This is a genomic window from Streptomyces sp. NPDC005266 (assembly GCF_040607655.1).
Classification (GTDB): Bacteria; Actinomycetota; Actinomycetes; order Streptomycetales; family Streptomycetaceae; genus Streptomyces.
Window position 1 is genome coordinate 652114 of record NZ_JBEXHC010000001.1, and the last position, 21887, is coordinate 674000.

Below are 21887 nucleotides of genomic sequence, written 5' to 3' on the forward strand. Positions count from 1 at the left end.
GGCCGGGGTCCCATATCCGAAGTGAATTGGCGAAACTGACTGTATCCGCTTGTTCACGGTGTGTTTTGTGTTCACTCTTGGGGCGTAAGTGTCCCCGGAGCAGCGGAAGTTGATCGAGGAACGATCCGCACCGCCGGGCGCTACAGCCGTCGTGCCCCCGCACTCGGCACAGCCGGGAAAATCCGCGGCGCCCGGTGCCCGGCCCCGCCGAATGCCTCGGTCACCGCCTTGGACACCGCCTCCGCGTCCGCCTCGGCGACCAGGACGATCGCCGAGCCGCCGAAGCCGCCCCCGGTCATCCGCGCCCCGAGCGCCCCCGCCTCGTTCGCCGACTCCACGACGAGATCGAGCTCGGCGCACGAGACCTCGAAGTCGTCCCGGCAGGAGGCGTGCCCGGCGGTCAGCAGCGGCCCGATGGAGCGGATGTCCCCCGCGTCGAGCCGCCCGATGACCTGCTCGACCCTGTGGTCCTCGGTCACCACATGGCGGACCCGCCGCACCACCGTCTCGTCCGCACCCGCCCGGGCGAGCCGGGCGAGCGCCGCGTCCAGCTCCTCGATCGGCACATCGCGCAGCGCCCGCACCTGAAGCGTCCGCGCGGCCGATTCGCAGGCGGCCCGCCGGCCGGCGTAGGCGCCGTCGCCCAGCGCGTGCTTGACCCGGGTGTCCACGACCAGCAGCCGCAAGCCCCGCGCCGCCAGGTCGAACGGCACCTGGCGCTGGGTGAGGTCGCGGGTGTCGAGGAAGAGCGCATGGCCCTCGGTGCAGCACGCCGAGGCCATCTGGTCCATGATCCCGCAGGGGACGCCCACGAAGACGTTCTCCGCGCGCTGGCACAGCCGGGCGAGGCGCTGCGGATCGAGCCCCAGTCCGTACAGCTCGTTCAGCGCGGTGGCCGTGGCCACCTCCAGCGCGGCGGACGAGGAGAGCCCGGCGCCCGTGGGCACCGTGGACTCGTAGTGCAGATCCCCCCCGCCCGCCGCGGCGCCGGCCAGCAGCCCCGCCTCGCGCAGCGCCCACACCACGCCCGCCGGATAGGCCGCCCAGCCGCCGCGGTCGCCGCCCGTGGCCGCCCCGGCGACCGGGGCCAGCTCCGCCACGCGCAGCTCGACGACCCCGCCGTGGGCGCCGGCGGAGTGGAGCCGCAGCACCCCGTCCGTGCGGGGGGCGGCGGCGGCCAGGCAGGTGTGCGGCAGGGCGAGCGGCATGACGAAGCCGTCGTTGTAGTCGGTGTGCTCGCCGATCAGATTGACCCGGCCGGGCGCCGCCCATACGCCCGCGGGCTCGGCCCCGTAGACCTCGCGGAACCCCGCCGCCGCCTGCTCTGGGCCGTGCTCGCCCGTCACTCGCTCTCCCTCCGCCGCGCGAACTCCCATGCGTCCGCGACGATTCCGGTCAGGTCGGCGCGGCTCGGGCGCCAGCCCAGGCGCTCCTTGGCCCGCTCGGCGGAGGCCACCAGCACGGCCGGGTCGCCGCCCCGGCGGGGCGCGGCGATCTCCGGGACGGGGTGGCCGGTGACCTGGCGCACCGTCTCGATGACCTCGCGGACCGAGAAGCCGTTGCCGTTGCCGAGGTTGCAGATCAGATGCTCGCCGGCGGTGGCGGCCCCCAGCGCCAGCAGATGGGCGTCGGCCAGGTCCGCGACATGGATGTAGTCGCGGACGCAGGTGCCGTCGGGGGTGGGGTAGTCGTCGCCGTAGACGGAGATCGCCTCGCGCTTGCCCTGGGCGACCTGGAGCACCAGCGGGATCAGATGCGACTCGGGGTCGTGGCGCTCGCCGTAGGCCCCGTAGGCGCCCGCGACGTTGAAGTACCGCAGCGAGACCGCGGCCAGGCCGTGTGCGGCGCACTCACCGCTGATCATGTGGTCGACGGCGAGCTTGCCGGCGCCGTACGGGTTGGTGGGAGCGGTCGGGGCGGTCTCGGTGATCGGGACCTGGTCCGGCTCGCCGTAGGTGGCGGCTGTGGAGGAGAAGACGAGGGTGCGCACCCCTGCCTCCCGCATCGCGGCGAGCAGCTCGGTGGTGCCGCCCACGTTGTTGACCCAGTACTTCTCGGGGTGGATGACGGACTCGCCGACCTGGGAGAAGGCCGCGAAGTGCAGCACCGCGTCGTACGAGGGGTCGAGCCACTTGGCGGCGTCCTGGATGCGGCCCTCGATGAACTCCGCGCCGCCTGGCACCCCCGCCCGGTGTCCGGTGGACAGGTCGTCCAGCACGGTCACCTGGTGACCGGCCTCCAGCAGATGCGCCGCGACCACGCTGCCGACATAGCCGGCACCGCCGGTGACCAGGTACTTCTTCTGCTGCGCATTGCTCACTTGCTCGCTACCTCTCGCAGTCGCTCGGCCGCGGCCTCCGGCGGCACATCGTTGATGAACACATTCATGCCGGATTCGGAACCCGCGAGAAACTTCAGCTTGCCGGAAGTGCGGCGGATGGTGAAAAGCTCGAGGTGCAGTGCGAATTCTCCGCGGTCCGCGAGGGTCGTCTGCTGTCTCCTGCCGAAGGGTGCCTGGTGCCAGGCGGCGATGTACGGCGTCGGCGGCTCGCCCTCCCCGAAGATCCGGTCGAAGCGCCTCAAGAGTTCCAGATAGATCTGTGGGAACTCTGTGCGCGCCCCCTCGTCCAGCGCGGTCAGGTCCGGGACCCGCCGCTTGGGGTAGAGGTGCACCTCATACGGCCAGTGCGCGGCGTAGGGGACGAAGGCCGTCCAGTGCTCGCCGTCGAGCACGATCCGCGACCCGTCGGCGAGCTCGTCGGCGACCACGTCGTCGAAGAGATTTCGGCCGGTGCGCTCGCGGTGCTCGGCGAGGGAGCGCAGCATCAGCTCGGTGCGCGGGGTCACGAAGGGATACGCGTAGATCTGGCCGTGCGGATGGCCGAGCGTGACGCCGATCTCCTTGCCGCGGTTCTCGAAGCAGAAGACCTGTTCGACGGAGGGCAGGTGGGCCAGCTCGGCGGTGCGGTCGGTCCAGGCGTCGAGCACCAGGGCGGCCTGTTCGGGGGTGAGGTCGGCGAAGGAGGCGTCGTGGTCGGGGGTGAAGCAGACGACCTCGCACCTGCCGGAGTCACCGGCGAGCGAGGGGAAGCGGTTCTCGAAGACGACGACGTCGTAGTCGGGGGCGGGGATCTCGCTGGGCCGCCCGGGGCGGGAGGGGCACAGCGGGCACTGATCGGCGGGCGGGTGGTAGGTGCGCGCCTGGCGGTGGGAGGCGATGGCCACATGGTCGCCGAGCAGACGGTCGTGCCGGATCTCCGAGCGGGTGGCGACGGGGGGCAGGGGGCGCGGGTCCACGGCGTCGCGCACCGCGTCGTCGTGCGCGTCGTAGTAGATCAGCTCGCGTCCGTCCGCGAGCCGCGTCGCCGTCTTCTTCACTCCGCCGGCTCCCGTCTTCTCTTCCCACTGAACCACTCAACACAAACAAACATAATGAACCACAAGCCAACAGCTGCGTCAATGTGCGATGAAGGCGGCGGACATAGCCGGATAATTCGGATACCTTCGCCGGGCGATTCCCGGTGCAGTCCGCTCCCGCAATGAAGCGAGTCATCCATGCGCTATCTGGCCGAAGGGCTCCGGCTTCCCACCAACGCGCTCGACTACACGATCCTGATCCTCTACTTCGTCGTCGTCCTCGGCGTCGGCTTCGCCGCCAGACGGAGCGTGAAGACCAGCCTCGACTTCTTCCTCTCCGGCCGGTCACTGCCCGCGTGGGTCACCGGTCTCGCCTTCGTCGCCGCCAATCTCGGGGCCCTGGAGATCCTGGGCATGGCGGCCAATGGCGCGCAGTACGGCGTGTACACGGTGCACTGGTACTGGGTGGGCGCCATTCCGGCGATGGTCTTCCTCGGCCTGGTGATGATGCCCTTCTACTACGGGTCCAAGGTCCGATCGGTCCCCGAGTTCCTGCTGCACCGCTACGGACCGTCCTCGCATCTGCTCAGCTCGATCATCTTCTCCGTGGCGTCCGTGCTGATCGCGGGCGTCAACCTGTACGCGCTGGCGATCGTCGTCGAGGCGCTGCTGGGCTGGCCGCAGTGGGTGGCCATCGTCGTCGCCGGGCTCTTCGTGCTCCTCTACATCACCCTGGGCGGGCTCTCCTCAGCGATCTACAACGAGGTGCTGCAGTTCTTCGTCATCCTGGCCGCCCTCATCCCACTGACCGTTCTCGCTCTCAAGCGGGTCGGCGGCTGGGGCGGACTGATGGATCGCCTGGTCGACGCCCACGGCCCCCACTTCGTCTCGGCCTGGGGCGGTACCGGCATCGGCTCCCCCAACCCGCTGGGGGCCAACTGGCTGACCATCGTGCTCGGCCTCGGCTTCTGTCTGAGCTTCGGCTACTGGACGACCAACTTCGCCGAGGTGCAGCGCGCGCTGTCCGCCAGGAACCTCTCGGCCGCCCAGCGCACCCCGCTGATCGCCGCGTTCCCGAAGATGTTCATTCCGCTCATCGTGGTGGTTCCCGGACTGATCGCCCTGGTCATCGAGCCGGATCTGGGCAAGAAGGGCGGTCCTCAGTACAACGACGCGATCCCGCTCCTGATGCGGGACCTGCTCCCCAACGGGGTGCTGGGGATGGCGGTGACGGGTCTGCTCGCCGCCTTCATGGCGGGCATGGCGGCCAATGTGTCGTCCTTCAACACGGTCTTCACCAATGACATCTGGGCCGCGTACATCGTCAGGGGCCGGCCGGACGGGTACTACGTGCTGACCGGCCGGGTGGTGACGGCGGTCGGCGTGCTCATCGGCATGGGGACGGCCTTCATCGCCTCCTCCTTCAGCAACATCATGAACTATCTGCAGACCCTGTTCTCGTTCTTCAACGTGCCGCTGTTCTGCGTCTTCATCATCGGCATGTTCTGGAAGCGGGCCACCTCCGTGGCCGGGTTCTGGGGACTGCTGACCGGCACCGTGGCCGCGATGATCAATTACTTCTGGCTCTACAAGAGCGGGGTCGTCTCCATCCCCAGCGATCAGGGCGCCAACTTCGTCTCCGCCATCGTGGCGTTCGTGGTCGGCGGCGTGGTGATGGTCGTGATCACCCCGTTCACCAAGCCCAAGCCGGTGGAGGCGCTGGCCGGCCTGGTCTACGGGACCACCGCGCCCGGCGTGGCCGAGCCCGCCGCCGCGGGCGACGAGGCCTGGTACCGCAAGCCCGCCGTGCTGGGCTGGACCGCGATCATCCTGGCCGCCCTGTGCTACGTCCCGTTCTCCCTGTGATCCTCCGGCCGGAAAGGAGCCCCGCGCCATGAGCGACGAGTACGAGTACCAGCACCGGGTCGAGGAGCTCGAGCAGAAGTCGGCGACCGCGGCCCAGCTCTTCGACGTACGGCGCATCATCGGCGGCCTGTTCGTCATCTACGGGATCCTCGTCACGATCGCCGGGATCACCGCCTCGGACGCGGACCTGAAGAAGGCCCAGAACATCAACATCAACCTGTGGACCGGGCTGTGCATGCTCGCCCTCGGGCTGCTCTTCCTGCTCTGGATGAAGCTCAGGCCGCTGGCCGCCCCGCGGTCCGCCGACGAGCCGGAGGCCCGGCCCGGGGACGAACAGGGCTGAGCTACTGCGGCGGCAGCGCCCGGCGCGTCACCGCGCGGTCCAGCAGCCCGGTGCGCGCGGCCAGCGCCGCCGCCTCCAGCCGCGACCCCACGCCGAGCTTCATCAGCACCCGCTGCACATGGGTGCGGGCCGTGCTGGGCGCGATCCCCATCCCCGCCGCGACCAGCCGGGTGTCCTCGCCCTCGGCGACCCGCAGCAGCACCTCGACCTCGCGCGGGGTCAGCATGCGCAGCAGCCGGGCGCCCTCGTCATCGGGCTGGGCGGCGGGGTTGAGCAGGTCCGCGAACGCCCCCTGCAGCAGCTGCGGCGCCACGGCCGCCTCTCCCGCCCGCGCCTTCATCATGGCGCGCTCCACGCCCTCGATCCGCTCGTCGTGGCGCACATAGCCGGACGCACCGGCCGCGAACGCGGCGGCGATGCCGCGCGGGCTCGGCACCGGGCCGAGCACCACGACCGCGACCTGCGGCCGCTCCTTCTTTATCCGCACGACCGGCTCGAACACGCCGGGCTCGGCGGGTGCCGCCGTGCCCAGCAGGCACACCTCAGGTGCCCGGCTCACCACCAGCTCCGCCGCGCCCGCGCTCGGCGCCGCCGCCGCGAGCACCCGGTGCCCGCGCAGCTTCAACGCCGAGGCGAGCGCCTCGGCGAGCAGACGGTGATCGTCGACCACCATGAGACGCACGCCCATGAGCTCCCCCCATTCGCTCAGGGGGGAAAGCTACACGCTTGTTCGACGTCGCGCGCCCCTTACCGGGGAGAAGCCCCTCGGAATGCCGAAATCCCGGCCAATCGCGTCTACTTGACATCGAGTTGACGTCTGAAACAGACCGATGTGGCCGGGATTCCGTCCCGTTCAGCCCGGGGGCCGGCCCCGGTGACCGATCAGCCCGCGCCGAAGATGGCGGCGAGCGGGTCGTCCTTGTCGAAGCTGCCCGAGGGCTTGGTGGCGTAGACGTCGCCCATGAACAGATGCTGCCCGGAGTAGATGATCTCCGCTGAGTCGACGCTGAACCTCGACTCCATGTCCTGTCCGGCAGCCGAGTTCTGCAGCAGCTTCGCCTTCGCGTACGACTTGGGGTCGATCCGCCAGACCGCACCGCCCTTGTCGAAGGTGGTCTTCTGGTAGGCGAGGACGAAGCCGTCCTTGTCGAGCCCGAGCGGGACGAGCGCGGCGCCCTCGACCCCCTCCGTCTTCCCGATCGGCTTACCGGTCGCCAGGCTGAAGGCCACGATCTCGTTGGCCGCGCCCTCGCTGCCGAAGGAGCGATCGTCCGAGGGGAGGAACACGGCGTCCGCCGTCTTGCTGATGGCGAGCTTGCGGCAGCCCTCGACATTGGTCGACTCGCACTTGGGGGCGTACTTGCCGTTCTCGGTGCCGATCTTCGTGCGCACCGTGCCGGTCTTGCCGCTGTCGTCGATCGCCAGGAAGTCGGAGACCGCGGAACCGGTCGAGTCGCCCGCGTCGACCGCGATGACCAGCGGGTCGGTGGACGCGACATGGACGTAGTCGATGCCCTGGGAGACCTTGTAGACCGACTTCACCGCGCCCGTCTTCGGGTTCAGCGTCTGGACCTGGATCTGTGGGTCGGAGTAATCACCGCAGCGGCGCACCGCGACCAGCTTGTCCTCACTGCCCGCGTAGCCGTCGTCCTGGCACTGCTCGCCCGACTGCGGCTTCCACAGCTCCTTGCCCTCGGTCGACCAGGCGGCGCCGCCCCGGGTGCCACCCGCGGCCACCGTGCCGCCGCCGATGGTCACCTCGTCGAAGGAGACCTTCTCATCACCGTCGCTGACGTCCCGCTTCCAGACCAGCTTGCCCTTCTTCAGGTCGAGCAGCCCGACCTCGGCGCAGCTCGGGTACTCGTCCGCCTTGGTGGGCTTGGCCTCCTGGAAGAGGACCGTGGTCAGACCGTCCTTGGTGACGTGGTTCGAGGACCAGCAGACCTCACCGTCCAGCGGGATCTCCCACTTGGCGGTCCCGCCGTCCAGCGGATAGCCGACGATCTTGTAGACACCGGCCTTCACGAAGGTGTCATCGGTCGCCCACATGCCCTGGACCGTGGCCTGTTCGGAGACCTTCGGCATGGGGACCTTGTTGAGCAGCCGGGCGTCGATCGTCTCGGGGGCGGGCTGGTCCTTGGTGCCGCCCGTGGATCCGCCGTTCGAACCGCCCTGGCTGGTCTGCTTGTCCTTGTCCTTGGCCTCTGAGCCGCCGCCGTCGTCCTTGGCCGCGAACCATATGCCGCCACCGATGATCAGCGCGACCGCGACCACCGCGCTGACGATGACCGCCATGCGCTGCTTGTTCCGGCCGCCGCCGGGACCGCCGGGGACGCCCTGTCCCGGGCCGCCGGGGTACGGGGCCTGGGGCGGGTAGCCGTACTGCTGCTGGCCGGAATGGTACGGCGAAGCCATATCCACCTGGGTGGGCTGCGCGTGCACCGGCGGCCCCGGGTAGCCGTAGCCGCCCGCGCCCTGCGGGGGCGTCTGGGGCGGTCCCGGCGGCGGGGGCGGGTTCTGCGGCGGCTGGCCCGGCCCCTGGGGGTAGCCGTATCCCGGCTGTCCGGCGGGTGGGGCAGGCGGCTGCTGCGGATAGCCGTAACTGGGGTCCTGCGGCGCGCCAAAGCCGCCCTGCGGCGGCTGATTGGGCGGCGGAGGCGGCTGTGACATGCGAATTCCTTCTAGCGCGGGCCGCATTGACCGACCGGTCTCCCCCGCGATCCCGGAGGGTGAAAGCCCTCCGGGAAGGAGCGAATCGGGCATGGGACCCGCCAGCGAGCGGCAGCAGGGCGGGAGTTCTTTGTATCACCCGAAAGGGTCGTGATACCGCCGGTCTCCGCCTCATCGAAGAGCTGAGACCGGCCTGTGACGCGACCGTTGCGGGGTGCGCGCGGTCGTCGCCCGCCGTCGTCGTCGGGTGCTTTCACGCCACGACGGAACGCGTGTTGCCCGCGCCTCAGTCCCGCGCGGCCTTCCCCCGCGGCCTTTCCCGCGCCGTCCCTAAGCGGTTACGGCGAAGTCAAGTGCTGATCCTTCTCGGCGTCCAAGCCCTCGGCCAGGCCGAACGGCGAGGGATCAGCGGCGAACTTCACCGCATCCGCTCAGGCGTCCTCGGCGAGCTCCAGCCAGCGGGTCTCCAGCTCGTCCCGCTCCCCCGTCAGCGCGCGCAGCTTGGCGTCCAGCTCGGCGACCCGGGTGAAGTCCGTGGCGTTCTCGGCGATCTGGGCGTGCAGCGCCGACTCCTGCTCGCTGATGCGGTCCAGCCGCCGCTCGATCCGCTGGAGCTCCTTCTTCGCGGCGCGCAGCTCGGCCTGCGACCGCTGCCCTCCGGCCTGCTGTTCCGCCGCCTTCTGCTTGGCGGGCACAGCCGCCGGGGCCGCCGCGGCCAGGGCGCGCCGCCGCCGTTCCAGATACTCGTCCACCCCGCGCGGCAGCATCCGCAGCGTGGCGTCGCCCAGCAGCGCGAGGACCCGGTCGGTGGTGCGCTCGAGGAAGTACCGGTCGTGGCTGATGACCACGAGCGAGCCGGGCCAGCCGTCGAGCAGATCCTCCAGCTGGGTCAGCGTCTCGATGTCCAGATCGTTGGTCGGCTCGTCCAGGAAGAGCACATTGGGCTCGTCCATCAGCAGCCGCAGGATCTGGAGCCGGCGCCGCTCACCGCCGGAAAGGTCGCCGACCGGCGTCCACTGCTTCTCCTTGGTGAAGCCGAACTTCTCGCACAGCTGGGAGGCGGTCATCTCCCGGCCCTTGCCGAGGTCGACGCGCTGGCGCACCTGCTCGACGGCCTCCAGGACCCGCAGGTTGCCGTCCAGCTCGGCGACCTCCTGGGAGAGATACGCGAGCTTGACGGTCTTGCCGACCGCGATCCGGCCGGCGGCCGGCTGCCCTTCGCCCTCGGTACGGGCCGCCTCGGCCAGCGCGCGCAGCAGCGAGGTCTTGCCCGCGCCGTTCACCCCGACCAGGCCGATCCGGTCGCCGGGCCCCAGCTGCCAGGTCAGATGCTTCAGCAGCACCTTGGGCCCTGCGGTGACGGTCACGTCCTCCAGGTCGAAAACGGTTTTTCCCAGGCGCGAGTTGGCGAACTTCATCAGCTCGGCGCTGTCGCGGGGCGGCGGCACATCGGCGATCAGGGCGTTCGCCGCCTCGATGCGGAAGCGGGGCTTGCTGGTGCGCGCCGGGGCGCCCCGGCGCAGCCAGGCGAGCTCCTTGCGCATCAGGTTCTGCCGCTTGGCCTCCTCGGTGGCGGCGATGCGCTCCCGTTCGGCGCGGGCGAAGACGTAGTCGCTGTAGCCGCCCTCGTACTCGTGGACCGCGCCGCGCTGCACATCCCACATGCGGGTGCAGACCTGGTCGAGGAACCAGCGGTCGTGGGTGACCACCACCAGGGCCGAACGGCGGGCCCGCAGATGGCCGGCCAGCCAGGAGATGCCCTCGACGTCGAGGTGGTTGGTCGGCTCGTCGAGGACGATCAGGCCCTGCTCGGCGATGAGCAGCTTGGCGAGCGCGATACGGCGGCGCTCACCGCCGGACAGCGGGCCGATGACGGTGTCCAGGCCCTGCGGGAAGGCGGGCAGGTCGAGTCCGCCGAACAGCCCGGTGAGCACATCGCGGATCTTGGCGTTCCCGGCCCACTCGTGGTCGGCGAGATCGCCGATCACCTCGTGCCGGACGGTGGCCTCGGGGTCGAGTGAGTCGTGCTGGGTGAGCACCCCGAGCCGCAGGTCGCCGGCGTGGGTGACCCGGCCGTCGTCGGCGGACTCCAGCTTGGCGAGGATCCGGATGAGAGTGGTCTTGCCATCCCCGTTGCGGCCGACGACACCGATCCGGTCCCCTTCGTTCACTCCGAGGGAGATGCCGTCCAGCAGCGCACGCGTGCCGTACACCTTGCCTACGGACTCAAGGTTGACCAGGTTGGTCGCCATCACACTCCATTACGCGGATCGATCGACGTCCCAGGGTAGTCGCCCCGGACGGCCGGTCGCTCAGCCGTCCACCACCGTCGCACCGGGCGCCGGGCCGGAGGCTTCGCGCACCGTGCGGCAGGTGCCGGAGGCCGCGAGCGCGGCCGCCACCTCGCGGGCCGTCTCCGCGTCCTTCGCCAGGAACGCGCAGGTCGGGCCCGAGCCGGAGACCAGCGAGGCGAGCGCGCCCGCGTCCGCGCCGGCGCGCAGGGTCTCGGCGAGGGCGGGGCGCAGGGAGAGGGCGGCGGGCTGCAGATCGTTGGTCACGGCGGCGGCCAGCGCGGTCGCGTCGCCCGTGCGAAGGGCGCGCAGCAGCGCCTCGGACGGTTCGGGGTCGGGGACGTCGGCGACGGTGGCGCCCGTTCCCGACTCCTCGCGCAGCCGGTCGCATTCGCGGTAGACGGCGGGCGTGGACAGCCCGCCGTCCGCGACGGCGAACACCCAGTGGAAGGTGGAGCCGGTCTCCAGCGGCGTCAGCAGCTCGCCCCGGCCCCGGCCGAGGGCCGCCCCGCCGACGAGGCTGAACGGAACGTCGCTACCCACCTCGGCGCAGAGGGAGAGGAGTTCGGCGCGGCTCGTCCGCGTACCCCACATCGCGTCGCATGCCAGCAGCGCCCCGGCGGCGTCCGCGCTGCCGCCCGCCATGCCGCCCGCGACGGGGATGTCCTTGGCGATGCGGAGGTGGACGTCCGGCGCGATGCCGTGCCGCTCGGCGAGCGCGAGGGCGGCGCGGGCGGCGAGGTTGGTGCGGTCGAGGGGGACGTGGTGGGCGTCGGCGCCCTCGACGGTGATCCGCAGGGTGTCGGCGGGGGTGGCCGTGACCTCGTCGTAGAGCCCGACCGCGAGGAAGACGTTGGCCAGGTCGTGGAAGCCGTCGGGGCGCAGTCCGCCGACCGCGAGCTGGACATTGACCTTCGCGGGCACGCGGGCGGTCACGGGGTGCGTCACGGGCGGGGGCTCCTTGTCGTACGGGCTGCGGCCGGGTCTGCGCGACCGCCCCCATTGTCGCGCCTCGCCCCCGGGGCTCCGCCCCGGACCCCGCTCCTCAGACTCGGGACGGGTTGGTCTTCGCCGGGCCGTGTTCGGCGATGGCGGCGAAGTCCTCGACCGTGAGGGACTCGCCCCGGGCCTGGGGGGATATGCCCGCCGCCGTCAGGGCCGCCTCCGCCGCGGCGGCCGAGCCCGCCCAGCCGGCGAGGGCCGCGCGAAGGGTCTTGCGGCGCTGGGCGAAGGCCGCGTCGACGACCGCGAAGACCTCCTCGCGGGAGGCCGTGGTGCGGGGCGGTCCGGGGCGTCGGACGAGGGAGACGAGGCCGGAGTCGACGTTGGGCGCGGGCCAGAAGACATTGCGGCCGATCGCGCCCGCCCGTTTGACCTGCGCGTACCAGGCGGCCTTCACGGAGGGGACCCCGTAGATCTTGGAGCCGGGGGCCGCGGCGAGCCGGTCGGCGACCTCCGACTGCACCATGACCAGCGTCCGCTCGATGCTGGGGAAGCGGGCGAGCATATGGAGCAGAACGGGGACGGCGACGTTGTAGGGGAGGTTGGCGACCAGCGCGGTCGGGGCAGGCCCCGGCAACTCGGTGACCCGCAGCGCGTCGCTGTGCACCAGCGCGAAGCGGTCGGCCCGCTCGGGCAGCCGGGCCGCGACGGTGGCGGGGAGGGCGGCGGCGAGGACGTCGTCGATCTCGACGGCGGTGACCCGGTCGGCGGCCTCCAGCAGCGCCAGGGTCAGCGAGCCGAGCCCGGGGCCGATCTCGACGACCACATCGTCGGGCCGCACATCGGCGGTCCGGACGATCCGGCGGACCGTATTGGCGTCGATGACGAAGTTCTGGCCGCGCTGCTTGGTCGGGCGCACGCCGAGCCGGGCCGCGAGGTCGCGGATATCGGCGGGGCCCAGCAGGGCGCCGTGGTCAGTGGAGCTCACCGGGGAAGTCTATGGCGCCCCGCGGCACGGCCCGCCCGCTGCCCCGATTGACCGGCTGTAGCCGGGGGGAGCCGCCAGGGCGGGCCGCTGTCGAAAGGGAGAGCGCGCGCCAGGCCGCTCGGCTGCAATCGGCAGGCGGCTACCGCGGCGCGGGCGGCCGAGCACGGTCGGCCGTCGGCGGGGCGTCCCCGGCCGAAGGCCGGGGGTGGCTCGAGCGCCCCCGGAGGCGAACCGGGCCCCACTCATTACTGGTGGAGCTTGCGGCCGCAGTGCGGCCACGGGCTGGCGCCGCGCTGCACGTACAGCTTTTTCGCCCGGTAGGTCTGCTCGGCCGGGGGCGCGTCCTGGGGGCGGCCCTGGCCGCCAAGGGCGCGCCAGGTGCCGCGGTCGAGCTGGTAGAGCCCGCCGTAGCGGCCGGAGCGGTCGACGGCGTCCGCCCGTCCGCCGGACTCGCAGCGGGCCATGGCGTGCCAGTTGAGCCCGTCGGCCGCGCCGCCGACGGTGGTGGGCGGGACCATGGTGCCGACCCGGACGATCCGGGCCACGGGCGCCTTGACGATCTCGCTCCGTACCTTCTTCGGCCGCTGCCGGACGCCGTTGACGCTGCGCACCCGGTAGGTGGTGCGCAGCGCGCCCGGCCGGCCCGGCCGTGCGACGACCTCGGTGCCCTTGGGCAGGGTGGGGTCGGCGCGGCGGACGGTCATGAAGGCGAGCGGCTCGTCGTGGACCTCCTTGCCGCCGGTGATCCGCATCACGGTCACGGTCTGGCCGTCGCGCGGGAAGCTCTCCCGGGGGACGGAGGTGGTGTCCTGGCCGCGCAGGGTGAGCCCGGCGGCGGCCAGCGCCTCGCCGACGGTCGCGGCGTTCGTCCGGACGGTGTGCTCGCGCCCGTCGGCCAGGAAGGTGACGGTGCGCTCGGTGCGGACGTCCAGGGCGAGCCCGCGGCGGGAGATGGCGGCGGAGCGGGAGGCGGACAGGTAGGCGCCCTCGGCACGTACGCCCAGTTGGCGCAGTGCGCCGTCAACCGTGTGCGCGGTGGTCCACACGCGGCGCCGCTCACCGTCGAGGGTGAGGGTGACCGGGCGGCCGTAGCGGACGGCGACCTCGTCGCCGCTGGCGAGCTGCTCGCCGGGCGCGGGGGCGACGATGTCGTGGGCGCCGACCCGGACGTCCTCGTCGGCGAGCAGCTCGTCCACGTCGTCGGCGTAGGTGTGCAGGGTGCGCGCGTCGCCGTCCACGCTGAGCCGCACCGCCTTGTCCTGGGCCACGAAGGCGGAGGTGCCGCCGGCGAGGGCGACGACCACGATCGCCTGTGGCAGCAGCCGGCGCATCGGGTCGGTGCGGCCGGCGGCGCGCCTGCTCCGGGCGGCTCGGCGGGCGGCGGCGCGGCCGCCCGAGACGCGGTGGCTGCCCGTCGGGCTCACGACAACACTCCGGTAACACTCCACAAGTCCACTGGTCACGGCGTTGAGTCCGGGACTGTAGCGGAGCCGCGGTCACTCTCCAAAGCGAGGTCGTTACTCCGAGTGGCCGATGTAGCCCGGCGTGCTCGGGTCTCAGTAACCGAAGGCGCGTGCCGTATTGGCGGCTACGGCGGTCGCCAGGGTGTCTTCGGGGACGCCCTTGACCTCGGCCATGGCCCGCAGGGTGAGCGGAATCAGATACGGAGCGTTAGGCCGTCCGCGGTAGGGGGCGGGGGTCAGGAAGGGTGCGTCGGTCTCCACGAGGACGAGGTCGAGCGGGGCGACGGCGAGGGCGTCGCGCAGGGGCTGGGCGTTCTTGAAGGTGACGTTGCCCGCGAAGGACATGTAGTAGCCGTGCTCGGCGCAGACCTTCGCCATGGCGGCGTCGCCTGAGTAGCAGTGGAAGACGACTGTGTCGGGCGCGCCCTCCTCGGCGAGCACGCGCAGCACGTCGTCGTGGGCGTCGCGGTCGTGGATGACCAGCGCCTTGCCGTGTTCCTTGGCGATGCCGATGTGGCGGCGGAAGGAGCGCTCCTGGGCGGCCATGCCCTCCGGGCCGGTGCGGAAGCAGTCGAGGCCGGTCTCGCCGACGCCGCGCACCTGCGGCAGGGACGCGAGGGCGGCTATCGCGTCGAGGGCGTCGTCCAGGGCCCGGTCGCCGCCGGGCTCGCGGGCGCCCTGCCGGGACCAGCCGTCGGGGTCGCCGAGGACGATTCGGGGCGCCTCGTTGGGGTGCAGGGCGACGGTGGCCCAGACGTTCTCGTGGGCGGCGGCGGTCTCGGCCGCCCACCGGGACCCGTCGAGATCGCACCCCACCTGGACGACGGTCGTCACGCCGACCGAGGCGGCCTTGGCCAGGGCCTCGTCGACCGTGCCCGTCTGCATGTCCAGATGGGTGTGCGAATCGGCGACCGGCACCCGCAGTGGTTCGGGGAGCGGCGGCGGAAGGTCTTTTCGGTTTTTCCCGGCGCTCCCGCCGTTCTTGCCGTTCTTGCCGTTCCCGCCGCTCGCCGCGCCACCGCCGCCGGGGGTCGATGCTGTATTCGCCATAACGGCGATTCTATGAATACCGCGCCCGGCTCATATGACCGGTGCCAGGCTCATGTGCGGCGATGCGAAAAAGGGTGCAGCAGATCCGAGAGATGCCAGTGGTGTCCGCGGCGCCGCCCGGAGCCCTCGGTGTCGTCCTGCCCGCCCTCCGCCGCGGGCCGCGGCCGGGCGTCACGCCGTGCTCGCCGCGCGCTCTCCAGGACCGACGAGACCTGGCCCGAGCGCATGATGCGCACCAGGTGCGCACCGCAGTTGACGCAGTCGGGGCTCGTCAGCGGGGACCGTACACGCAGGCCGTCGGTGAAGTAGACGACGAAGGCGCGCCCCTCGCCGTCCACATGGTGCTCGATGTCGTACGACTGCTCCCAGCCGTGTCCGCACTTCATGCAGGCGAAGGCGTACGCCTCATGGGCTACCTCGCCGGCCGCCGGGCCGGAAGGGGTGGGGGCGGCTATCGGGTGAACACCACTCGAGGTTCCCGCTATATCGCTCATGGCAGCTCCTCTTGTCACGCAGGACAAGTCTTCCGGGATGGGGGCGCCCCAGGTCTTCCTCACCCAGTGGACGCCTTTCCCGCCGCCGCCGCACCAGCTCTTCCCTCTCTTTGAGAGAGATTTGGCAGCGGGCTGGTCGAAACTGCCCGGCTACTAACCCAAGCTTTGCCTTTCCCCGCGGTGCTTTACCTTCACGTGGCGCGTTTCCCGTCGCCGCCCATCGCGTTCTTCGCCGCCACGACCGCGTCGAACACCTGCCGCTTGGGCACCCCGGCCGCCTGCGCGACCGCCGCGATCGCCTCCTTGCGGCGCTCCCCCGCCTCCTCGCGCACCGCGACCCGGCGGGCCAGCTCGGCGGGGTCCGCCTCCTCGGGGCCGGGAGCGGCGGCACCCTCGACGACGATGGTGATCTCGCCCCGTACGCCCTCGGCGGCCCAGACGGCCAGCTCCTTCAGCGGGCCGCGCCGGATCTCCTCGTACGTCTTGGTCAGCTCCCGGCACACCGCGCCCCGGCGGTCCGCGCCGAACACCTCGGCCATGGCGGCCAGGGTGTCGTCCAGCCGGTGCGGGGCCTCGAAGTACACCAGGGTGCGCCGCTCCCCCGCGACCTCCCGCAGCCGCCCCAGCCGCTCCCCCGCCTTGCGCGGCAGAAAGCCCTCGAAACAGAAGCGGTCCACCGGCAGCCCGGAGACGGCCAGCGCGGTCAGCACCGCGGACGGGCCGGGCACGGCGGTGACCGTGATCCCGCGCTCGACGGCGGCGGCCACCAGCCGGTAGCCGGGGTCGGAGACCGAGGGCATGCCCGCGTCGGTGACCAGCAGCACCCGGGCGCCGCCGGCCAGCGCCTCGACCAGCTCGGGGGTGCGGGCCGACTCATTGCCCTCGAAGTAGGACACCACCCGGCCGCCCGGCTGCACATCCAGGGCCTGGGTGAGGCGGCGCAGCCGCCGGGTGTCCTCCGCGGCCACCACATCGGCGGCCGCGAGCTCGGCGGCCAGCCGCGGGGGCGCGTCCGCGGTGTCGCCGATGGGGGTCCCTGCCAGTACGAGCGTTCCAGTCACCCAACCATCCTCGCAGCCGTCCCGCCCCCGCCGCGGCGGGGACGAATTCTCCGGCCCGCCGCCTTCGCGCACCACACTCACAGACGGCTTCCCTACGATGGCCCGGTGAGCAGTGACACCGCGACCCACGCCCAGCCGGGCAACGCCGCCGGCCAGCCCGCGCCGGCCTGGCAGCGCCGGCTGCGCCGTTTCGGATACGCGGGCCAGGCCAGGCCCGGCGTACGGGAGCGGCTGGTCCCCCCGTACCGCGAGCCGGGCACCCGTCTCTGGGAGACCCTCGGCGCGACCCCCTCGGCGGCGGCCGGAATCGCCCGCTGGAGCGGCTGGGCCGGGCCGCTGCTCGTCGCGCTGTGCGCCGGGCTGACCCGCTTCTGGCGGCTGGGCAGCCCGGACAACGTGATATTCGACGAGACGTACTACGCCAAGGACGCCTGGTCGGTGTGGAAGTTCGGCTACGAGGGGACCTGGCCGAAGAACGCCAACGACCAGATCCTCGAGACGCCGCAGCACATCCCGCTCGGCGACGCGGCCTCATATGTGGTCCATCCGCCGGTCGGCAAGTGGGTCATCGGACTCGGCGAGCAGTTCTTCGGGCTGCATCCGTACGGCTGGCGCTTCATGGTCGCCGTGCTCGGCACCCTCTCGGTGCTCATGCTGTGCCGGATCGGGCGGCGGCTGTTCCGCTCGACGTTCCTCGGCTGTCTGGCGGGCGCGCTGCTGGCCGTGGACGGTCTGCACTACGTGATGAGCCGCACCGCGCTGCTCGACCTGGTGCTGATGTTCTTCGTGCTGGCCGCCTTCGGGGCGCTGCTCATCGACCGGGACCGGGCGCGGGCCCGGCTGGCGGCGGCGCTGCCGGCCGGCGAGGACGGCACGGCCCGGCCGGACCCGGCGGTCGCCCAGGGCCTCAAGCAGGGCCCGCGGCCGTGGCGGATCGCGGCCGGCGTCCTGCTGGGCCTGGCCATCGGCACCAAGTGGAACGGGCTGTACATCATGGCGGCCTTCGGGCTGATGACCGTCCTGTGGGACGTCGGAGCACGCCGCACCGCGGGCGCCCCGCGCCCCTATCGGGCGGTGCTCCGCCGCGATCTGGGGTGGGCGTTCTCGTCGCTGGTGCCCGTGGCGATCGTCACATACATCGCCTCCTGGTCGGGCTGGTTCGCCGCCGGCGGCACGCCCAACCGCTTGCGCGGCTGGAAGCACAGCGGCTACTTCCGCCACTGGGCCGAGTCGCAGCAGCCGGACGGCGGCGGCTACGGCACCGGCGGCGCCTTCTCCTGGCTGCTCAACCCGCTGCGCAGCCTGTGGCACTACGAGACCGAGGTCTACAAGTTCCATGTGGGCCTCGACTCCCCGCACGTCTACCAGTCCAACCCCTGGAGCTGGCTGGTCCAGTCCCGCCCGGTCTCGTACTTCTACCAGTCGCCCCGGGCGGGCGACTCGGGCTGTCCCAAGGACGCCGCCGAGAAGTGCGCGCGCGAGGTGCTGGCCATCGGCACCCCGCTGCTGTGGTGGGCGGCCTGCTTCGCGCTGGTGTACATGCTGTTCCGGTGGGCGCTGCGGCGCGACTGGCGGGCGGGCGCGATCCTGTGCGGGGTGGCGGCGGGATACCTGCCGTGGTTCCTCTACCAGGACCGGACGATCTTCTCCTTCTACGCCGTCGTCTTCGTGCCCTTCCTGTGTCTGGCGGTGGCGATGATGATCGGCGCCCTGCTGGGGCCGCCGGGGTCCACGGAGACCCGGCGGGTGGTGGGCGCGGTCGGCGCGGGCGCGCTCGTCCTGCTCATCTTCTGGAACTTCATCTACTTCTTCCCGCTGTACACGGGCCAGACGATGCCGATGGACGCGTGGCGGGCCCGTATGTGGCTCGATACCTGGATTTGAGCGACCTGGTTCTGAGCCCCTTGTCACACCCCGGGACGAGGGCGCGGGGCCCTCGCGGGATGCCGGTAGAGTGCCGGGCACCGCGGCCTCCATCAACTGGTGGGGGGAGTCGAGAACACAGTGGGGGTTCTGCAATGCGGAGTGGCGCGAGAGCCGCGATCGCCGGTGCGGTGTTCGCCGCCATGGTCGGTGTGGCCGGTTGCGGCGGCAGCCAGGACGACGCGTCGGGCCATAAGGACGGCGCGAACAACGCAGGGTCGGGCGACGACAAGCCCGCCGTGAAGCACGTGAAGACCGGTCCGCCCAGCGCGGCCGAGGTCAAGACCACCGCAGGCGCGTTCCTCGGCGCCTGGTCCCAGGGCGAGACGGCGAAGGCCGCGGCCCTGACGGACGACAGTGAGGCGGCCACCACCGCGCTGACCGGCTACCGCAAGAAGGCCCATGTCGACAAGGTCTCGCTGAAGGCGGGGCAGGCGAGCGGCCGGTCCGTGCCGTTCTCGGTCAGCGCCGAGATCTCCTACGGCAGCAAGCAGGTCCCCTGGACGTATGAATCCTCGCTGACCGTCACGCGCGACAAGAAGACGGGCAAGGCGGTCGTCGCCTGGAAGCCGTCGGTCGTGCACCCGAAGCTGAACGCGGGCGACACGCTGCGGACCGGCGCCTCCGAGGCCCCGCCGATCAAGGCCGTGGACCGGGCCGGCGCGGAGCTGACCGCCGCCGACCACCCGACGCTTAAGACCGTCCTGGCCGGGCTGCGCGAGCGGTACGGCAAGAAGGCGGGCGGCACGGCGGGCGTGGAGACCTGGATCGCCCGCGCGAAGGGCTCCAAGGTGCCCGACGAGACGCTGAAGGTGCTCTCCAAGGGCACCCCCGGCACGCTCAAGACGACCATCGACGCGGAGCTCCAGCGCACCGCCGAGCAGCAGGTGAGCAAGCGCGCCAAGGCGTCGGTGGTGGCCGTCAAGCCCAGCACCGGCGAGATCCTCGCGCTGGCCAACTCCCCGGCGAACGGCTTCAACTCGGCCCTCCAGGGCTCGTACGCGCCGGGCTCCACGATGAAGGTCATCACGTCCGCGACGCTGATCGAGAAGGGCCTGGCGGCGTACGGCAAGCCGCACCCGTGCCCCAAGTACTTCACGTACGGCGGCTGGAAGTTCCAGAACGACAAGAAGTTCGAGATCAAGAACGGCACGTTCGAGCAGAGCTTCGCCCGCTCCTGCAACACCGCCTTCATCAGCCAGGCGGGAAAGCTGAAGGACGACGACCTCACCAAGGAGGCCCGTGACGTCTTCGGCATCGGCCTCAACTGGCAGACCGGCGTGCCCACCTTCGACGGCTCGGTGCCGGTGGAGTCCGCCGCCTCCAAGGCGGCCGAGCTGATCGGCCAGGGCGGGGTACGGATGAACCCGCTCAACATGGCCTCGGTCGCGGCCACCGCGAGCACCGGAACCTTCCGGCAGCCGTATCTCGTCGCACCGGATCTGGACAACCGGACGCTGGCCAAGGCGAGCAAGACGATGAAGCCGAGCACCCATGAGCAGCTGCGCAAGCTGATGCATCTGACGGCCACCTCCGGCACCGCCGCCGAGGCGATGGCCGGGATGTCCGGTGACTTCGGTGCCAAGACCGGTTCGGCGGAGGTCGACAACCAGGAGAAGCCGAACGGCTGGTTCACCGCGTACCACGGCGACCTCGCGGCCGCCGGCGTGGTGCCGGAGGGCGGCCACGGCGGCGACACGGCGGGCCCGATCGTGGCGGCGCTGCTGCGCTGATCCCCCGGATCCGGCACAGGGCACGACGAGCCGGGCGGGCGCGGGAACACCGCGCCCGCCCGGCTTTTTCGGTGTCACCGGTCCGGACTCACCGGTCCGGTGTCATCCCTTCCGGTTCCCCCCGGCCTTCCGGTTCCCCCAGGGCCCCTCCCCGTCTCCGCTCAGCAGTGAGGCAGTCCGGCGTGCCCGTTCCCCTGGCCGGTCGGTCAGCTGAGCCCGTGGCCCGTCGTGCTGTCCACATGGTCCGGGATCTCGCCCTCGTGGCGGTCCCCGGTCGTCTTCGTCCCCGAGGGCTCGAACATCAGGATCGAGCCGCCCGGGGACGACGGCTTGTGCTCGACGCCCTTGGGCACGACGAAGGTGTCGCCCTTGTGCAGCCTGACCGTGGTCTCGGTGCCGTCGGCACCCCTGAGGGCGATGTCGAACCGGCCGTCGAGGACCAGGAAGAACTCATCGGTGTCGTCGTGGACGTGCCAGACGTGCTCCCCGAGGGTGTGGGCGATCCGGACGTCGTAGTCGTTCATCCGGGCGACGATCCGGGGGCTGTAGACATCGTCGAAGGAGGCCAGCGCCTCGGGGATGTTGACGGGTGTCGTATCCATGTGGCCATGCTGGCGCGGCCCACCACGGGCCGTATTGAACGCTGGTGCGGGCAGCGGTCCGGAGGGTTACGCCTTGGCGGACAGCTCCCCCAGCAGCCGCCAGGTGCGCAGCCGGTCCTCGTCGCTGCCCATACCGGTCTGGGCGATGATCAGGTCGGTCGCGCCCGCGTCGAGGTAGCGGCGGAGCTCCGCGGCGACCGTCTCCTCGTCGCCCAGCGCCATCACGTCCCCGGCGTGCTCGACGCCCCCGCGCTCCAGGACGTCCCGGTAGGACGGGATCCGCGCGTAGAAGGCGAACTGCTCGCGCGCCCGCCGCCGCACCCCCTCCACGTCCGCCGTGACCAGGGCCGGGACCATGGCCACCACGCGCGGCGCGGGCCGCCCCGCCGCCTTCGCCGAGGCGCCGATCGTCGGGACGACGTGCTCGGCCAGGACCTTGGGGGTGGCGAGGAACGGCATCGTGCCGTCGGCGAGTTCGCCGGTCACCCGCAGCGCCTTGGGCCCCATCGCGGCGACCAGGATCGGGCTCGGGTCGGCCCCCGGCACCACGGCCGGGCCGAAGAAGAGGTGGGCCCGCAGCGTCTCCCCGTCGAAGTCCACCGTGCCGTCGGCCAGCAGGGTGCGCAGCACCGTGAGGTACTCCCGCAGATGCCGGATCGGCCGGTCGAAAGGCACGCCGTAGCTGCCCTCCACATACTCCTTGCTGGACAGCCCGAGCCCCAGCTGGAAGCGCCCGCCGGAGGCCGCCTGGGCGGTGCGCGCCTGCGCGGCGAGCGCGATCGGGTGGCGGGGATAGATCGGTACGACGCTGGTGCCGAGCCCGATCCCGGGCACCGCCTGGCCCGCGAGCGCGGCCAGCGTCACCGCGTCGACGTGCTGTTGCTGCGAGAACCAGACCGAGCCGACCCCGGCGTCGGCGGCCTGACGGACCTGGTCGATCAGCCCGGTCACCAGATTTCCGGTGTGGTCGTCACCGGTCGGCAGAGTGATTCCCCACGACATCCGCTTCTCCTCCTCGTCACGGCCCGCCCCCCGGACGGGCTCCTCTTCGCTGCCAACCAGCCCGGAGCGGACGGCATTCCGGCTCACGCCCGAATGCACTCG

General features: G+C 71.7%; 18 protein-coding genes. 4 read left to right on the top strand and 14 right to left on the bottom strand.

Features of this window, described 5'->3' with window-relative positions; translation table 11 throughout:
* Positions 1 to 140 precede the first annotated feature (140 nt).
* From galK to galT, 3 genes are read right to left on the bottom strand one after another with little or no spacing between them, the layout of a single operon-like run.
* Positions 141 to 1346 (bottom strand): galactokinase, encoded by a 1206-nt coding sequence (galK, locus tag ABZU99_RS03000; protein WP_356044068.1) that lies wholly within the window; start codon positions 1344 to 1346, stop codon positions 141 to 143.
* A complete protein-coding gene (gene galE / locus ABZU99_RS03005) occupies positions 1343 to 2320 on the bottom strand; it encodes a UDP-glucose 4-epimerase GalE (RefSeq protein WP_356044065.1) in 978 nt (325 codons plus the stop codon). The genes galK and galE overlap by 4 nt, the downstream gene beginning before the upstream one ends.
* Positions 2317 to 3378, bottom strand: a complete 1062-nt coding sequence (galT, locus tag ABZU99_RS03010) for a galactose-1-phosphate uridylyltransferase (RefSeq protein WP_356044062.1) — start codon at positions 3376 to 3378, stop codon at positions 2317 to 2319. Before galT ends, galE begins: the two co-directional genes overlap by 4 nt.
* Before the next feature lie 177 nt (positions 3379 to 3555).
* Here galT and ABZU99_RS03015 point away from each other — a divergent pair, with 177 nt between their 5' ends.
* Positions 3556 to 5223, top strand: a complete 1668-nt coding sequence (locus ABZU99_RS03015) for a sodium:solute symporter family protein (RefSeq protein ID WP_355943652.1) — start codon at positions 3556 to 3558, stop codon at positions 5221 to 5223.
* A gap of 28 nt (positions 5224 to 5251) precedes the next feature.
* Entirely contained in the window at positions 5252 to 5566 is a 315-nt protein-coding gene (locus ABZU99_RS03020) for a hypothetical protein (protein WP_355943653.1), read from the top strand.
* Position 5567: 1 nt separating this feature from the next.
* Here ABZU99_RS03020 and ABZU99_RS03025 read toward each other — a convergent pair whose 3' ends face one another.
* From ABZU99_RS03025 to rsmI, 9 genes are all read right to left on the bottom strand, one after another.
* Entirely contained in the window at positions 5568 to 6254 is a 687-nt protein-coding gene (locus ABZU99_RS03025; protein WP_355943654.1) for a LuxR C-terminal-related transcriptional regulator, read from the bottom strand.
* 194 nt (positions 6255 to 6448) lie between these two features.
* Positions 6449 to 8236 (bottom strand): hypothetical protein, encoded by a 1788-nt coding sequence (locus ABZU99_RS03030; protein ID WP_355943656.1) that lies wholly within the window; start codon positions 8234 to 8236, stop codon positions 6449 to 6451.
* A 431-nt stretch (positions 8237 to 8667) separates the two neighbouring features.
* Positions 8668 to 10488 (bottom strand): ABC-F family ATP-binding cassette domain-containing protein, encoded by a 1821-nt coding sequence (locus ABZU99_RS03035; RefSeq protein WP_356044056.1) that lies wholly within the window; start codon positions 10486 to 10488, stop codon positions 8668 to 8670.
* 60 nt (positions 10489 to 10548) lie between these two features.
* Positions 10549 to 11475: a 4-(cytidine 5'-diphospho)-2-C-methyl-D-erythritol kinase gene (locus ABZU99_RS03040; protein WP_356044053.1), complete on the bottom strand. Its 927-nt coding sequence runs from the start codon at positions 11473 to 11475 to the stop codon at positions 10549 to 10551.
* Between the two features lie 97 nt (positions 11476 to 11572).
* The gene (rsmA, locus tag ABZU99_RS03045; RefSeq protein WP_355944720.1) at positions 11573 to 12457 is read right to left on the bottom strand and encodes a 16S rRNA (adenine(1518)-N(6)/adenine(1519)-N(6))-dimethyltransferase RsmA; all 885 of its coding nucleotides are present in this window, start codon (positions 12455 to 12457) and stop codon (positions 11573 to 11575) included.
* Positions 12458 to 12702: 245 nt separating this feature from the next.
* A complete protein-coding gene (locus ABZU99_RS03050) occupies positions 12703 to 13881 on the bottom strand; it encodes a ubiquitin-like domain-containing protein (protein WP_355944722.1) in 1179 nt (392 codons plus the stop codon).
* A 132-nt stretch (positions 13882 to 14013) separates the two neighbouring features.
* Complete coding sequence (locus ABZU99_RS03055) at positions 14014 to 14970, bottom strand: TatD family hydrolase (protein WP_356044049.1); 957 nt, start codon at positions 14968 to 14970, stop codon at positions 14014 to 14016.
* Positions 14971 to 15020: 50 nt separating this feature from the next.
* On the bottom strand, positions 15021 to 15464 hold the full coding sequence (locus tag ABZU99_RS03060) for a hypothetical protein (protein WP_356044046.1): 444 nt from the start codon (positions 15462 to 15464) through the stop codon (positions 15021 to 15023).
* 191 nt (positions 15465 to 15655) lie between these two features.
* Positions 15656 to 16525: a 16S rRNA (cytidine(1402)-2'-O)-methyltransferase gene (gene rsmI, locus ABZU99_RS03065; RefSeq protein WP_355944728.1), complete on the bottom strand. Its 870-nt coding sequence runs from the start codon at positions 16523 to 16525 to the stop codon at positions 15656 to 15658.
* 105 nt (positions 16526 to 16630) lie between these two features.
* On the opposite strand from rsmI, the gene ABZU99_RS03070 reads away from it, so the two are divergent.
* Together ABZU99_RS03070 and ABZU99_RS03075 are read left to right on the top strand one after the other, a co-directional pair.
* Entirely contained in the window at positions 16631 to 18409 is a 1779-nt protein-coding gene (locus ABZU99_RS03070; protein ID WP_355944730.1) for a phospholipid carrier-dependent glycosyltransferase, read from the top strand.
* Between the two features lie 134 nt (positions 18410 to 18543).
* Positions 18544 to 20181, top strand: a complete 1638-nt coding sequence (locus ABZU99_RS03075; protein ID WP_355944732.1) for a penicillin-binding transpeptidase domain-containing protein — start codon at positions 18544 to 18546, stop codon at positions 20179 to 20181.
* Between the two features lie 206 nt (positions 20182 to 20387).
* Here the strand turns inward: ABZU99_RS03075 and ABZU99_RS03080 are convergent, their stop codons facing one another.
* On the bottom strand, positions 20388 to 20783 hold the full coding sequence (locus ABZU99_RS03080) for a cupin domain-containing protein (RefSeq protein WP_355944734.1): 396 nt from the start codon (positions 20781 to 20783) through the stop codon (positions 20388 to 20390).
* 66 nt (positions 20784 to 20849) lie between these two features.
* Complete coding sequence (locus tag ABZU99_RS03085) at positions 20850 to 21785, bottom strand: LLM class F420-dependent oxidoreductase (RefSeq protein WP_356044040.1); 936 nt, start codon at positions 21783 to 21785, stop codon at positions 20850 to 20852.
* Positions 21786 to 21887 lie beyond the last annotated feature (102 nt).

Excerpts from the sequence above, each read along its gene's own strand:
- ABZU99_RS03060 (WP_356044046.1), bottom strand. The coding sequence starts at position 15,464 with ATGAGCGATATAGCGGGAACCTCGAGTGGTGTTCACCCGATAGCCGCC.
- ABZU99_RS03080 (WP_355944734.1), bottom strand. The coding sequence starts at position 20,783 with ATGGATACGACACCCGTCAACATCCCCGAGGCGCTGGCCTCCTTCGAC.
- ABZU99_RS03015 (WP_355943652.1), top strand. The coding sequence starts at position 3,556 with ATGCGCTATCTGGCCGAAGGGCTCCGGCTTCCCACCAACGCGCTCGAC.
- ABZU99_RS03025 (WP_355943654.1), bottom strand. The coding sequence starts at position 6,254 with ATGGGCGTGCGTCTCATGGTGGTCGACGATCACCGTCTGCTCGCCGAG.
- ABZU99_RS03030 (WP_355943656.1), bottom strand. The coding sequence starts at position 8,236 with ATGTCACAGCCGCCTCCGCCGCCCAATCAGCCGCCGCAGGGCGGCTTT.
- ABZU99_RS03020 (WP_355943653.1), top strand. The coding sequence starts at position 5,252 with ATGAGCGACGAGTACGAGTACCAGCACCGGGTCGAGGAGCTCGAGCAG.
- ABZU99_RS03085 (WP_356044040.1), bottom strand. The coding sequence starts at position 21,785 with ATGTCGTGGGGAATCACTCTGCCGACCGGTGACGACCACACCGGAAAT.
- ABZU99_RS03075 (WP_355944732.1), top strand. The coding sequence starts at position 18,544 with ATGCGGAGTGGCGCGAGAGCCGCGATCGCCGGTGCGGTGTTCGCCGCC.
- ABZU99_RS03035 (WP_356044056.1), bottom strand. The coding sequence starts at position 10,488 with ATGGCGACCAACCTGGTCAACCTTGAGTCCGTAGGCAAGGTGTACGGC.
- ABZU99_RS03055 (WP_356044049.1), bottom strand. The coding sequence starts at position 14,970 with ATGGCGAATACAGCATCGACCCCCGGCGGCGGTGGCGCGGCGAGCGGC.